Below are 13144 nucleotides of genomic sequence, written 5' to 3' on the forward strand. Positions count from 1 at the left end.
TTGAGAATGGAGGGAGATAGATGAAAGATTTACAATTTTACTTAGAATTAGAAGATAAGGAATGGGAAAGAGCAGGTGAACAAAAAGATCGTCATTGTGCAAGAGCGATTGTTGTAGACGATTTGGAACAATTTTATTTTGTTCAAATTACTAGAGATGATTTATTTGGATGCGGAACTTATATCGAAACTGCCGGTGGTGGTATAGAAGAAAGTGAAAATGCTGAAGAGGCAGTTTTACGAGAAGTTAAGGAAGAATTAGGCATCGAAAGTGAACTGCTATGTAAAATTGGAATTGTGAGTGACTATTATCACGCATTGAATCGTCATAATATCAATCATTATTATTTGTGTAAAGTGAAGAGTCGTGGAGAGCAAGAATTACTAGATTATGAAAAAAATGATTTTAACATGAAGGTATTAACGCTTAGTTATGAAGAAGCGGTAAAATTGTATGAACAACAAACAGACAAAAAACTTGGAAGATTGTTAACCAATCGGGAGTTGCCAATTTTGAAAGTAGCCAAACAATGGTTAGATGAACACAAATAGGAGGATTAAGATTGGAACAGTCTTTTTATAGTTTTAAAGCATTAACGCATATATTGAATGTGAATCAGATTCGTGTATCTTCTGCTGAATTCAAAATTTTATTAGAAGCTTTACAAAATGATAATTTAAGTGAAGTGAAAGAGAATCTATCCTCATTAGGAAAGATAGTTGCAAGAGTTTTTGAGGTAGAACCGCTAAAGGTATGGCACTATTATTTTGTTGAATGGGGTAATCAAGTGGTAGCTGCTATAAGTAGTGCGGATTTGTTGGCAGTACTATTAAAGGCATCTCCAGAACAACCAGAAATTCGAATTTGTACAGAGAAATAGAAGTTAAGTTTGATATGCAATTTTATCATTTGAATGAAATGTTTTTCATGACGAATTAATGTTTTCACACCAAGAAAATGTTTTGCAAATGAAATGAAAGATATGGTAAAATACTGGGGTATGTGCAAGAGTACATAAATATATCAATAGAAAAGGGGTTAATTTTTAGATGTCTACAGCTGAAATTCTAAAAGTTTTAACAGCGCCAACATTTGTGGCAGCAATCTTTTCAACAATTTCTATCATTTTAGTGGGATATATTATCCGTAAAAAGGGAATTGTTGATGCGAATAGTGGGAAAGTCATTAGTAACTTAGTTTTAACGGTTGCGATTCCTGCATTAGCGTTTAAAGCATTTATGCAAGATATCAAACAAGAAACATTTACAACAGGGTTAAATGTATTTATCTTTGGTTTTATTGCATATGTTATTTTAATTGGTTTAGGAGAATTGTTCTTCATGAAAGAGAAAGGTGATCGTAAAACGACTCTTTCTGTTTTAACAACATTCGGTTCAACAACATTCTTCGGTATTCCAATTATTAACGGATTACTAGGAGCAACTGGTACATTATATGCGAATATTTTCAACTTAGCTTATCGTGTATACTTATATTCATATGGATTAATTCGTATGGGTGGTATGAAATTCGAAAAGAAAAACTTAAAATTAATTTTTGGAAATATTATCGTAATTGCAACTTTTGCAGGGTTATTAATCTGGGTATTCCAAGGATCATTACCACAAGTTGCTGTAATGGAAAAAGATAAAGAAATTATGGTAGCTTTCTTACGTATCGATAAAACAGCTCCATGGTTATTCAAAGCTATTTCTTATTTAGCTGATTTAAGTTCACCATTAGCTTGGTTAGCAATCGGGATTACATTAGGAAATATTTCTTTAGGTGATGCTGTAAAAGAACGTGCAGTATGGTTCTACAGTATTGTTAAATTATTAGCAGTTCCAGCTATTTTCGTAGCAATTATTTTTGCGGTACGTCCATTCTTACCAATGGGTTATGAAGCTGCGATGGGAATTATTATTATGCTTGCAACACCACCTGCAACAGTAGCAGTAGCTTATGCAATTAAATATGATCGTGAAGCAGTTTTAGCAAGTAATGCGTCATTATTAGCAACAGTATTAAGTGTTGCAGCAGTAGTATTCTGGATTGTAGTAGGCTCAGTTATTTTAAAAGGTCTATAATCTAGATTAAATTAAATAAAATTTTTGGGATGGAAAAGTAGGCTCGTGTAATTGGGGCTTACTTTTCTATTTCAATATTGGAGGAAGAAAATGAAAGTATTAGCATACGGAGTTCGTGATGTAGAAAAACCAATTTTCGAAGCAGTGAATGAAAAATTTGGTTATGAATTAGTAACAACTCCTGAATATTTAAATTCAGAAGAAACAGCACGATTAGCAGAAGGTTGTCAAGCAGTTATTTTACGTGGAAATTGCTGGGCAAATAAAGAAAACTTAGATATTTATAAAGAATTAGGTGTAAAATATGTTATTACACGTACAGTAGGGGTAAACCACATTGATGCACCTTACGCACGTGAATTAGGATTTAAATTAGGATATGTTCCATTCTATTCACCAAATGCGATTAGTGAATTAGCAGTAACATTAGCAATGACTTTATTAAGAAATGTTGCTTATACAGTTTCAAAAACAAGCAAACAAGATTTCCGTGTAGATGCACAAATGTTTGCTAAAGAAATTCGTAACTGTACAGTTGGTGTAGTAGGGATTGGCCGTATTGGTTTAACAACAGCAAGCTTATTCAAAGGATTAGGTGCTAAAGTTTTAGCATATGATGCATTCCCTAAAGAAGGAGTAGAAGATATTTGTACTCAAGTATCTTTAGATGAATTATTAGCGAATTCAGATGTCATTAGTATTCATGCGCCATACATTCCAGCAAACGGAAAAGTGATTACAAAAGACTTTATTAGCAAAATGAAAAAAGGTGCAATCTTAGTAAACACAGCTCGTGGTGAGTTACAAGATGTTGACGCTATTATTGAAGCGGTTGAATCTGGTCACTTATCAGGTGTAGGTTTAGATGTATTAGAAGGAGAAAGTGCAGTATTCTTTAAAGATTTACAAGGTCAAACAATCGAAGATCCTGCAGTTGCAAAATTAGTAGACTTATATCCTCGTGTATTAGTTACTCCTCACATGGGGAGTTACACAGATGAAGCTGTATTAAACATGATTGAAACAAGTTTCGAAAATATTAAAGAATACGAAGAAAAAGGTCAATGTAAATTTGATATTCAATGTTAATTGAGAAAGAACACTCTAGGTGAAATGCTTAGAGTGTTTTTTTAATGACTTTAGTCATGGTAAGTAGTGACTTTAGGCACTAAACGATAAGGGGAGAATTGGGTATACTAAACATGTAAAAACGTAAAGGAAGTGATTGGAATGACAGAAGTAAAAGAAAATAACAAAATGAAAAAAATATTTAAAAACTTATTCTGGTTTTATGTTGCAGTGTTAACGATATTAATGGTGAAAGTATTCGTTGGTGGAGAATCAGTCGTTGAATACGTAACGGGAGAAAAGTTTGTACTGTTCATTCCGATCCTGTTAGGCGTCATCTCAGAAGAAGTTTAAGGAGGAATAACAATGAGAAAAGATGTGAATGGTAAAGAAAAACAAGTGAATGTTACAGGGAGAACAATTTGGGCAGCGGTACTCATTATCAATGTAATCCTAATTTTGATTAAACTATTTAATGTATTTTATTTTAAACGTCCATTTGGAGAAGAGTTTGATTATACTTATTTCATGTCACTGTTTCCAACTTTCTTTTTATTCGCAGTGACAGCTAATATTGAAAAAGAGAAATGTGAAAGAGAAAAAATGGCAGAAGATTAAGGAGGGATAATAATGAGAAAAGATGAGAATAGTAAAGAAAAACAAGTGAATGTTACAGGGAGAACAATTTGGGCTGCAGCGATTGTTATCAATATTATTCCAGTTTTGATGAAATTGTTTAATGTGTTGTACTTTAAACATTCGTTTGGAGAAGAGTTTAATGTTACCTATTCAATCTCACTGTTCACGATTTTTTTCTTATTCGTAGTAACAGCAGTTATTGAAAAAAAGAAAAAATAAATATTTTAGAATAAATTTTTTAAGAGAAAAAATTGTATTGGTTTTCATAAAATCTAAAAGGTTAAGAAAAACCTCTAGAATCGTTGTTATAACAATGGTTCTAGAGGTTTTAGTTTCAAAATGAAACACACGGAGGCGTTTGTATAAAAAAAGATTGATAAATCAACAAAAAAAGCTTGCATTTTTTTTGGTAAACATGTATACTATTAAAAGTGTCACAGGGGATAAGTATGTCCGCTAATGACACCCCTGAAAAGGAAACAGGGGTAGCTATGAAACGAGAGGTTGCGACACACCCGGACGCTTTGCCACGGAAGGGAAACGTCGGAAATTCGCGTGGAGCTAGTCTTATGACAACATTAGACGAAGGAGGAAAGAAAATGGCAAAACAAAAAATCCGTATCCGTTTGAAAGCTTACGAACACCGTGCGCTTGATCAATCAGCGGAAAAAATCGTAGAAACAGCAAAAAGAACTGGTGCTAGCGTAGCTGGTCCAATTCCATTGCCTACAGAAAGATCGCTATATACAGTTATTCGTGCGACTCATAAATATAAAGATTCTCGCGAACAATTTGAAATGCGTACTCACAAACGTTTGATTGACATTGTCAATCCAACACCAAAAACTGTTGATGCCTTAATGAAACTTGATTTACCAAGTGGCGTTGACATCGAAATCAAATTATAATTTATAGAAAAATGGAGGTGTAACCATGACCAAAGGAATCTTAGGCAAAAAAGTAGGGATGACTCAATACTTTACAGAATCAGGTGAACTTATTCCTGTAACAGTTGTAGAAGTAACTCCAAACGTTGTTCTTCAATTAAAAACAATCGAAAACGACGGTTACGAAGCTGTTCAATTAGGTTTCGACGACTTACGTGAAGTTTTATCAAATCGCCCTGCAAAAGGTCATGTAGCAAAAGCAAATGCTACTCCTAAGCGCTTCATTCGTGAATTCAACAATGTCGAGCTTAGCGAGTACGAAGTAGGACAAGAAATCACTGTGGATGTATTTAAAGCAGGTGACATCGTTGACGTAACAGGAACATCTAAAGGGAAAGGTTTCCAAGGTGCGATTAAACGTCATGGTCAATCTCGTGGACCAATGGCTCACGGTTCTCGTTACCACCGTCGTCCTGGTTCAATGGGTGGAGCATCATTCCCATCACGTGTATTCAAAGGTAAAGCATTACCTGGACAAATGGGTGGCAACCGTATCACTATTCAAAATCTTGAAGTGGTTAAAGTTGATGCAGAACGTAACGTTATCTTAATCAAAGGTAATGTACCAGGATCTAAAAAATCATTAGTAGAAATTAAAACAGCTATTAAATCAAAATAATTCAGTAAGGAAGGAGGAACGAGAGAATGACAAAAGTTACATTATACAAACAAGATGGAACAACAAATGGAGAAATTGAGTTAAACTCAGATATCTTCGGAATTGAACCAAATGAAAATGTAGTATTCGACGCAGTAATCATGCAACGCGCTTCATTACGTCAAGGAACTCACGCAGTTAAAAACCGTAGTGCAGTAAGCGGAGGCGGCCGTAAACCATGGCGCCAAAAAGGAACTGGTCGTGCTCGTCAAGGATCAATCCGTTCACCACAATGGCGTGGCGGAGGTATTGTATTCGGACCAACACCTCGTTCATATAGTTACAAATTACCAAGAAAAGTACGTCGCTTAGCGATTAAATCAGTATTATCACAAAAAGTATTAGATCAAAAGCTTGTTGTAGTGGAAGCATTACAATTCGACGCACCAAAAACAAAAGAGTTTGCACAAGTATTAGCTAACTTAAAAGTTGACACAAAAGTGTTAGTAGTTGTTGAATCTTCAAACGAATTTGCACAATTAGCTGCACGTAACATTCCAAACGTAACAATTGTTGACGAAACACAAGTTACTGTTTTAGATGTTGTAAACAACGATAAATTAGTATTAACACAAGCTGCTCTTTCTAAAGTAGAGGAGGGACTTCAATAATGGATGCACGTGACGTAATCAAACGCCCAATCATTACTGAAGCTTCAATGCTTGCTACTGACGAAAAGAAATACACTTTCGAAGTAGACGTACGCGCAAACAAAATCGAAGTACGTCAAGCCGTAGAAGAAATTTTTGGTGTTAAAGTAGAAAAAGTTAACATCTTAAATGTACGTGCTAAATTCAAACGTGTTGGCCGCTATGCTGGTTACACAAACAAACGTCGTAAAGCAATCGTGAAGCTTACAAAAGACTCAAAAGATATTCAAATCTTCGCTGAAGAAGCATAATCTTCGAAGCAAAACTACTATTATATAGGAGGAATTAGACGTGGCGATTAAAAAATATAATCCAACCTCAAACGGCCGTCGTAATATGACAGGTTATGATTTCAGCGAAATTACAAAGTCAACACCAGAAAAAACTTTGTTAGAATCATCAAAAAACAACGCTGGTCGTAACAGCCAAGGTAAAATCACAGTACGTCACCAAGGTGGCGGACACAAACGTGCTTATCGTGTGATTGACTTCAAACGTAACAAAGATAACGTTGAAGGAGTTGTTCACTCAATCGAGTACGATCCAAACCGTTCAGCAAACATTGCTTTAATTCACTATGTTGATGGTGTGAAAGCATATATCATTGCTCCAAAAGGTTTACAAGTAGGACAACGTATCGAATCAGGCGTTAACGCTGATATTAAAGTAGGTAATGCTTTACCTTTAGGAAACATTCCAGTCGGTACTGTTATCCATAACATTGAAACAAAACCAGGTAAAGGCGGACAATTAGTTCGTTCAGCTGGTACAAGTGCTCAAGTACTTGGTCAAGAAGGTAAATACACTTTAGTTCGTTTGAACTCAGGTGAAGTTCGTATGATCTTAGCAACTTGCCGTGCAACAATCGGTACTGTTGGTAATGAACAACATGAATTAATTAACATTGGTAAAGCTGGTCGTGCTCGTTGGAAACGTAAACGTCCAGAAGTTCGTGGATCTGTAATGAACCCTAACGATCACCCACACGGTGGTGGTGAAGGTCGTGCTCCAATCGGACGTCCAACACCAGTATCTCCATGGGGTAAACCAGCTCTTGGATACAAGACTCGCAGCAAGAAAGCTCGTTCAAACAAACTTATTGTTCGTGGTCGTAAAAAATAATTATTAAAACAAATCTGATTCTATTAAAATTTTGGAAGGAGGATTTCCATAATGGGTCGTAGTTTGAAAAAAGGACCTTTCGTCGATGAACATTTGATGAAAAAGGTTGAAGCAGCTCAAGGAAGCGACAAAAAAGTAGTGATCAAAACTTGGTCTCGTCGTTCAACAATTTTCCCAAACTTTGTTGGACAAACAATTGCTGTATATGACGGCAGAAAACATGTTCCAGTTTATATTCAAGAAGACATGGTAGGACACAAACTTGGTGAATTCGCACCAACAAGAACATACCGTGGTCATGCAAATGATGATAAGAAGAGTAAACGTAAATAACGAGGGGAGGACTTAAACTATGTCAGAACAAATCACATCTGCAAAAGCAGTTGCTAAAACAGTTCGTATTGCGCCTCGTAAAGCTCGTCTTGTTGTCGATCTAATTAGAGGTAAAAAAATCGGTGATGCAATTTCAATCTTGAAATTCACACCACGTGCAGCTTCACCAATCGTAGAAAAAGTATTGATGTCTGCAATCGCAAATGCTGAACACAATTTCGACTTAGATGTTGAAAACTTATATGTAAGCGAAGCATACGTGAACGAAGGACCAACAATGAAACGTTTCCGTCCACGTGCTAAAGGTTCAGCTTCACAAATCTTAAAACGCACAAGCCACATCACTGTAGTGGTATCAGAGAAGAAGGAGGGATAATCAGTGGGTCAAAAAATTCATCCAATTGGAATGCGTGTCGGAATCATCCGTGACTGGGATTCAAAATGGTACGCAGAAAAAGATTTCGCAGAATTCTTGCATGAAGATTTAAAAATCCGTGATTATATCCGTAAACAATTAAGCGACGCTAGCGTTTCAACAATTGAAGTTGAACGTGCAGCTAACCGTGTTAATGTTTCAATCCACACTGCAAAACCAGGTATGGTTATCGGTAAAGGTGGATCTGAAGTTGATAAATTACGTACAAACTTAAATAAATTAACAGGTAAAAAAGTACACATCAATATCGTGGAAATTAAAAAACCTGATTTAGATGCAAAATTAGTTGCTGAAGGAATTGCAAATGACTTAGAACGTCGTATCGCTTTCCGTCGTGCACAAAAACAAGCAATCCAACGTACAATGCGTGCAGGTGCTAAAGGAATTAAAACAATGGTATCAGGTCGTTTAAACGGTGCAGATATCGCTCGTTCAGAAAGCTATTCTGAAGGAACTGTTCCATTACACACATTACGTGCAGATATTGACTACGCTTGGGAAGAAGCAGATACAACATACGGAAAATTAGGTGTTAAAACTTGGATTTACCGTGATGAAGTATTACCAACAAGAAAGAACAACAACTCTGAGAAAGGAGGGAAATAAACATGTTAGTACCAAAACGTGTAAAACACCGTCGTGAGTTCCGTGGTAAAATGCGCGGGGAAGCTAAAGGTGGTAAAGAAGTAGTATTCGGTACATACGGTTTACAAGCAACAGAATCTCACTGGATTACAAACCGTCAAATCGAAGCAGCTCGTATTGCAATGACTCGTTATATGAAACGTGGTGGGAAAGTATGGATTAAAATTTTCCCTCACAAATCTTACACAGCTAAAGCTATCGGGGTACGTATGGGTTCTGGTAAAGGGGCACCTGAAGGTTGGGTAGCACCAGTTAAACGTGGTAAAATCATGTTTGAAATTGCTGGAGTTTCAGAAGAAGTAGCTCGTGAAGCTTTACGTTTGGCATCACACAAATTGCCAGTTAAAACAAAATTTGTGAAACGCGAAGAAAATGGTGGTGAATCGAATGAAGGTTAATGCACTTAGAAAAGAACTTAAAGGGTTATCCACTGCTGAACTTGTTGAAAAAGAAAAAGAATTAAAACAAGAACTATTCAACTTACGATTCCAACTTGCTACTGGTCAATTAGAAGGTACAGCACGCATTCGTGAAGTACGTAAACAAATTGCGCGTATCAAGACTGCATTGCGTCAAGAAGAATTGCAAAAATAATCATCAGCAAAGGAGGCAATGAACATGACTGTAGAACGTAACCAACGTAAAGTGTATCAAGGTCGCGTTGTTTCAGATAAGATGGAAAAGACTATTGTAGTTGCAATTGAAACTTACAAACGTCACAAAACTTACGGAAAACGCGTTAAATATACGAAAAAATTTGTAGCTCATGATGAAAATAACTCAGCTAAAATCGGTGATATTGTTAAGATCATGGAAACTCGTCCATTGTCAGCAACAAAACGTTTCCGTTTAGTTGAGATTGTTGAAGAAGCAGTAATTATTTAATTTCAAATTGTGTATACATTTGAAAGGAGGAACCAATAGTGATTCAAACAGAAACTCGTTTAAAAGTGGCTGACAACTCAGGCGCTCGTGAAGTATTGACAATTAGAGTTCTAGGCGGATCTGGCCGCAAAACAGCTAACATCGGTGACGTAATCGTTGCATCTGTTAAACAAGCAACACCAGGTGGGGTTGTTAAAAAAGGTGACGTTGTTAAAGCTGTAATCGTTCGTACGAAATCAGGAGCTCGTCGTAAAGACGGTTCTTACATTAAATTCGACGAAAACGCATGTGTAATCATTCGTGATGATAAGAGCCCTCGTGGAACACGTATCTTTGGACCAGTTGCACGTGAATTACGTGATAACAACTATATGAAGATCGTTTCATTAGCTCCAGAAGTATTATAATTCTCATCAAAATCGAAGGAGGTGTAACACATGCACGTAAAAACTGGTGATAAAGTTAAAGTAATCTCAGGTAAATACAAAGGAAAAGAAGGAGTAATCCTAAAAAGTTTTCCAAAACAAAACCGAGTTCTTGTTGAAGGTGTAAACATTGTTAAGAAACATCAAAAACCATCTCAAGCTAACCAAACAGGCGGCGTAGTTGAAATGGAAGCACCAATTCATGTTTCAAACGTAATGCTAATTGACCCTTCAACAGGTGCAGCTACACGTGTTAGCTACAAGGTTGAAAATGGTAAAAAAGTTCGTGTGTCTAAACGCACAGGTGAAGTACTAGATAAGTAATTTTAGGAAGGAGGACCATCCTGCATGAATCGCTTAAATGCAAAATACAAAAACGAAGTGGTAGCTTCTTTAATGGAAAAGTTTAACTACAAATCAATTATGGAAGTGCCTAAAGTAGAAAAAATCGTTATCAACATGGGTGTTGGTGATGCTACATCAAATGCTAAAAACTTAGAAAAAGCAGTTGAAGAATTAACATTAATTTCTGGTCAAAAACCAGTTGTTACTACAGCTAAAAAATCAATCGCTGGTTTCCGTTTACGTGAAGGTATGCCTATCGGTACTAAAGTTACTTTACGTGGCGAACGTATGTATGATTTCTTAGATAAATTAGTAACAGTTTCATTACCTCGTGTACGTGACTTCCGTGGAATCTCTAAAAAATCATTTGACGGACGTGGAAACTACACTTTAGGTGTGAAAGAACAATTAATCTTCCCTGAAATTGACTACGATCGCGTAGACAAAGTACGTGGTATGGATATCGTTATCGTAACTACTGCTAAATCAGATGAAGAAGCTAAAGAATTATTAACTCAACTTGGAATGCCTTTCCAAAAATAAAATAAAACTCACAGGAGGCGAGTAGTTTGGCTAAAAAATCAATGATCGCAAAGAACAAACGTCCAAAAAAATATTCAACACAAGAATATACTCGTTGTGAACGTTGTGGTCGACCACATTCAGTTTATCGTAAATTCAAACTTTGCCGTATTTGTTTACGTGAGCTTGCCTATAAAGGGCAAATCCCAGGAATGAAGAAAGCAAGTTGGTAATCATTACTACTTGATAAAGGAGGTACTCATTAATGGTTATGACAGATCCAATCGCGGATTTCTTAACTCGTATTCGTAATGCGAACATGGTTCGTCACGAATCTTTAGAAGTTCCGTCATCAAATATTAAAGTGGCTATTGCTAACATCTTAAAATCTGAAGGATTTATTAAAGACTTCACTGTTGAAGAAGATGGTAAGCAAGGTGTCATCAAAGTATTCTTGAAATATGGAAAAAATAACGAACGTGTAATCACAGGATTGAAACGTATTTCAAAACCTGGTTTACGTGTGTACGCTAAAACAGGCGAAGTTCCTAAAGTATTAAACGGTTTAGGTATCGCAATCGTATCAACATCTGAAGGTGTTATTACAGATAAAGAAGCAAGAGCTAAAAACGTAGGTGGAGAAGTTCTAGCATACGTTTGGTAATCTAGAAAACAAGGAGGTGCAGCCAAGTGAGCCGTATCGGAAATAAACCAGTTGTTATCCCAGCAGGCGTAACAATCGACTTAAAGGACAATACAGTAACTGTTAAAGGTCCAAAAGGTGAATTATCATATACATTCAACCAAAATATCACATTAGTTCAAAATGAAGGTGAAGTTGTTTTCACTCGTCCAGATGACTCAAAAGAAAACAAAACAATCCACGGAACAACTCGCGCAGTATTCAACAACATGGTTGTTGGTGTTACTGAAGGATTCCAAAGAGAATTGGAATTAATCGGGGTTGGGTATCGTGCTCAATTACAAGGTAAAAATCTTGTATTAAACGTTGGATATTCTCATCCAGTGGAATTCACTCCAGAAGAAGGATTAGAAATCGAAGTTCCTTCAAATACTAAAGTAATCGTTAAAGGTTATGACAAACAAAAAGTTGGCGAATTAGCTGCTAACATTCGTGGCGTACGTCCACCAGAACCATATAAAGGTAAAGGTATTCGTTACGTTGACGAGTTTGTACGTCGTAAAGAAGGTAAAACAGGTAAATAATTTTCGTAATTATTTACCTTTTGTTGCGCTATTAGTCGCATAAAAATATATTATAAGAGGTGAAAATTGTGATTACAAAACCAGACAAAAATAAAGTGCGTCAAAACCGTCACGCACGTGTTCGTCGCAAAATTTCTGGTACTGCTGAGTGCCCACGCTTGAACGTTTTTCGTTCTAACAAAAACATCTACGCTCAACTAATTGATGACGTAGCGGGTGTGACGCTAGCAAGTGCCTCTACTTTAGATACAAATGTAGAAAATGGAACAAAAACTGAGGAAGCTGTTGCAGTTGGTAAATTAATTGCAGAACGTGGACTTGAAAAAAATATTAAGAAAGTAGTCTTTGACCGTGGTGGATATTTATACCATGGACGTGTAAAAGCATTAGCTGAATCTGCACGTGAAAATGGACTAGTATTCTAGGAAAAGGAGGACCCACAATTCATGGTTAATATTGATGCAAGAAACTTAGAATTAGAAGATCGTGTAGTTGCGATTAACCGCGTAACAAAAGTTGTTAAAGGTGGACGTCGTTTACGTTTTGCTGCTTTAGTTGTAGTTGGTGACCGTAATGGACATGTTGGATTCGGTACTGGTAAAGCTCAAGAAGTTCCAGAAGCAATCCGTAAAGCAATCGAAGATGCTAAGAAAAACTTAATTGAAGTACCTACAAGTGGTTCTACAATTCCTCACGAAGTTATCGGACGTTTCTGCGGTGGTAATGTATTACTAAAACCAGCTCAAGCCGGTTCAGGAGTTGCCGCAGGTGGACCAGTTCGTGCCGTTGTTGAATTAGCAGGTATCGCTGATGTAACTTCAAAATCTTTAGGTTCAAACACACCTGTAAACATGGTTCGTGCTACAATCGAAGGTTTGAAACAATTAAAACGTGTTGAAGATGTTGCTGCATTACGTGGCAAATCAGTTGAAGAATTATTAGGATAGGAGGACATAGAAAATGGCAGAATTAAAGATCACTTTAAAGAAAAGCTTGATTGGACGTCCTCAAAACCAAATTGATACTTGTAAAGCATTAGGCTTAACAAAAATTCGTTCAACAGTTGTAAAACCAGCTAACGATGCTATCAAAGGCATGGTTAACACAGTATCACATCTAGTGGATGTTGAGGAAGTTTAATTAATCAACTTATAA

General features: G+C 36.4%; 27 protein-coding genes. All 27 read left to right on the top strand.

What is annotated here, in order from left to right; translation table 11 throughout:
- Positions 1-20 precede the first annotated feature (20 nt).
- Positions 21-551: an NUDIX hydrolase gene (locus RWM24_RS03115; RefSeq protein ID WP_314111450.1), complete on the top strand. Its 531-nt coding sequence runs from the start codon at positions 21-23 to the stop codon at positions 549-551.
- Positions 552-562: 11 nt separating this feature from the next.
- Positions 563-880, top strand: a complete 318-nt coding sequence (locus RWM24_RS03120; RefSeq protein WP_314111453.1) for a hypothetical protein — start codon at positions 563-565, stop codon at positions 878-880.
- A gap of 169 nt (positions 881-1049) precedes the next feature.
- Positions 1050-2087 carry an AEC family transporter gene (locus tag RWM24_RS03125; RefSeq protein ID WP_314111456.1) on the top strand — a complete coding sequence of 346 codons (1038 nt, stop codon included), beginning with the start codon at positions 1050-1052 and terminating at the stop codon, positions 2085-2087.
- Positions 2088-2177: 90 nt separating this feature from the next.
- Entirely contained in the window at positions 2178-3176 is a 999-nt protein-coding gene (locus RWM24_RS03130; RefSeq protein ID WP_314111459.1) for a 2-hydroxyacid dehydrogenase, read from the top strand.
- A 141-nt stretch (positions 3177-3317) separates the two neighbouring features.
- On the top strand, positions 3318-3509 hold the full coding sequence (locus RWM24_RS03135; RefSeq protein WP_314111462.1) for a hypothetical protein: 192 nt from the start codon (positions 3318-3320) through the stop codon (positions 3507-3509).
- A 12-nt stretch (positions 3510-3521) separates the two neighbouring features.
- Entirely contained in the window at positions 3522-3773 is a 252-nt protein-coding gene (locus RWM24_RS03140; protein WP_314111465.1) for a hypothetical protein, read from the top strand.
- A gap of 12 nt (positions 3774-3785) precedes the next feature.
- Positions 3786-4013: a hypothetical protein gene (locus RWM24_RS03145; RefSeq protein WP_314111468.1), complete on the top strand. Its 228-nt coding sequence runs from the start codon at positions 3786-3788 to the stop codon at positions 4011-4013.
- 380 nt (positions 4014-4393) lie between these two features.
- Positions 4394-4702, top strand: coding sequence for a 30S ribosomal protein S10 (gene rpsJ, locus RWM24_RS03150; protein WP_039849279.1), 309 nt, complete (start codon positions 4394-4396; stop codon positions 4700-4702).
- A gap of 25 nt (positions 4703-4727) precedes the next feature.
- Positions 4728-5360 carry a 50S ribosomal protein L3 gene (gene rplC / locus RWM24_RS03155; RefSeq protein ID WP_314078300.1) on the top strand — a complete coding sequence of 211 codons (633 nt, stop codon included), beginning with the start codon at positions 4728-4730 and terminating at the stop codon, positions 5358-5360.
- Positions 5361-5386: 26 nt separating this feature from the next.
- Positions 5387-6010, top strand: coding sequence for a 50S ribosomal protein L4 (gene rplD / locus RWM24_RS03160; RefSeq protein WP_314111471.1), 624 nt, complete (start codon positions 5387-5389; stop codon positions 6008-6010).
- On the top strand, positions 6010-6300 hold the full coding sequence (gene rplW, locus RWM24_RS03165) for a 50S ribosomal protein L23 (RefSeq protein WP_006703269.1): 291 nt from the start codon (positions 6010-6012) through the stop codon (positions 6298-6300). Before rplD ends, rplW begins: the two co-directional genes overlap by 1 nt.
- 40 nt (positions 6301-6340) lie before the next feature.
- Entirely contained in the window at positions 6341-7171 is an 831-nt protein-coding gene (gene rplB, locus RWM24_RS03170; RefSeq protein ID WP_314111474.1) for a 50S ribosomal protein L2, read from the top strand.
- 51 nt (positions 7172-7222) lie between these two features.
- Positions 7223-7504, top strand: a complete 282-nt coding sequence (rpsS, locus tag RWM24_RS03175; RefSeq protein ID WP_006703273.1) for a 30S ribosomal protein S19 — start codon at positions 7223-7225, stop codon at positions 7502-7504.
- A 19-nt stretch (positions 7505-7523) separates the two neighbouring features.
- On the top strand, positions 7524-7880 hold the full coding sequence (gene rplV, locus RWM24_RS03180) for a 50S ribosomal protein L22 (RefSeq protein ID WP_006703275.1): 357 nt from the start codon (positions 7524-7526) through the stop codon (positions 7878-7880).
- Between the two features lie 3 nt (positions 7881-7883).
- Entirely contained in the window at positions 7884-8546 is a 663-nt protein-coding gene (gene rpsC, locus RWM24_RS03185) for a 30S ribosomal protein S3 (protein ID WP_314078307.1), read from the top strand.
- A 2-nt stretch (positions 8547-8548) separates the two neighbouring features.
- Positions 8549-8983, top strand: coding sequence for a 50S ribosomal protein L16 (gene rplP, locus RWM24_RS03190; protein WP_006703278.1), 435 nt, complete (start codon positions 8549-8551; stop codon positions 8981-8983).
- Positions 8973-9179 carry a 50S ribosomal protein L29 gene (gene rpmC, locus RWM24_RS03195; RefSeq protein WP_006703280.1) on the top strand — a complete coding sequence of 69 codons (207 nt, stop codon included), beginning with the start codon at positions 8973-8975 and terminating at the stop codon, positions 9177-9179. The genes rplP and rpmC overlap by 11 nt, the downstream gene beginning before the upstream one ends.
- A gap of 24 nt (positions 9180-9203) precedes the next feature.
- Complete coding sequence (gene rpsQ / locus RWM24_RS03200) at positions 9204-9470, top strand: 30S ribosomal protein S17 (RefSeq protein ID WP_006703281.1); 267 nt, start codon at positions 9204-9206, stop codon at positions 9468-9470.
- Positions 9471-9508: 38 nt separating this feature from the next.
- Positions 9509-9877 carry a 50S ribosomal protein L14 gene (rplN, locus tag RWM24_RS03205; protein ID WP_005607465.1) on the top strand — a complete coding sequence of 123 codons (369 nt, stop codon included), beginning with the start codon at positions 9509-9511 and terminating at the stop codon, positions 9875-9877.
- A gap of 30 nt (positions 9878-9907) precedes the next feature.
- Positions 9908-10219, top strand: a complete 312-nt coding sequence (rplX, locus tag RWM24_RS03210) for a 50S ribosomal protein L24 (RefSeq protein ID WP_006703282.1) — start codon at positions 9908-9910, stop codon at positions 10217-10219.
- 24 nt (positions 10220-10243) lie between these two features.
- Positions 10244-10783 carry a 50S ribosomal protein L5 gene (gene rplE / locus RWM24_RS03215; RefSeq protein WP_006703283.1) on the top strand — a complete coding sequence of 180 codons (540 nt, stop codon included), beginning with the start codon at positions 10244-10246 and terminating at the stop codon, positions 10781-10783.
- A gap of 26 nt (positions 10784-10809) precedes the next feature.
- Entirely contained in the window at positions 10810-10995 is a 186-nt protein-coding gene (locus RWM24_RS03220; protein WP_005607459.1) for a type Z 30S ribosomal protein S14, read from the top strand.
- Between the two features lie 32 nt (positions 10996-11027).
- Entirely contained in the window at positions 11028-11426 is a 399-nt protein-coding gene (gene rpsH, locus RWM24_RS03225) for a 30S ribosomal protein S8 (protein WP_314078314.1), read from the top strand.
- A 26-nt stretch (positions 11427-11452) separates the two neighbouring features.
- Positions 11453-11989 (top strand): 50S ribosomal protein L6, encoded by a 537-nt coding sequence (gene rplF, locus RWM24_RS03230; protein WP_314111477.1) that lies wholly within the window; start codon positions 11453-11455, stop codon positions 11987-11989.
- Positions 11990-12048: 59 nt separating this feature from the next.
- A complete protein-coding gene (gene rplR, locus RWM24_RS03235) occupies positions 12049-12414 on the top strand; it encodes a 50S ribosomal protein L18 (RefSeq protein ID WP_314078319.1) in 366 nt (121 codons plus the stop codon).
- Between the two features lie 21 nt (positions 12415-12435).
- A complete protein-coding gene (gene rpsE, locus RWM24_RS03240; protein ID WP_006703287.1) occupies positions 12436-12936 on the top strand; it encodes a 30S ribosomal protein S5 in 501 nt (166 codons plus the stop codon).
- 13 nt (positions 12937-12949) lie between these two features.
- Positions 12950-13129, top strand: coding sequence for a 50S ribosomal protein L30 (gene rpmD / locus RWM24_RS03245; RefSeq protein WP_006703288.1), 180 nt, complete (start codon positions 12950-12952; stop codon positions 13127-13129).
- The last annotated feature ends 15 nt before the right edge of the window (positions 13130-13144 follow it).

This window comes from uncultured Granulicatella sp., assembly GCF_963516875.1.
Taxonomy (GTDB): Bacteria; Bacillota; Bacilli; order Lactobacillales; family Aerococcaceae; genus Granulicatella.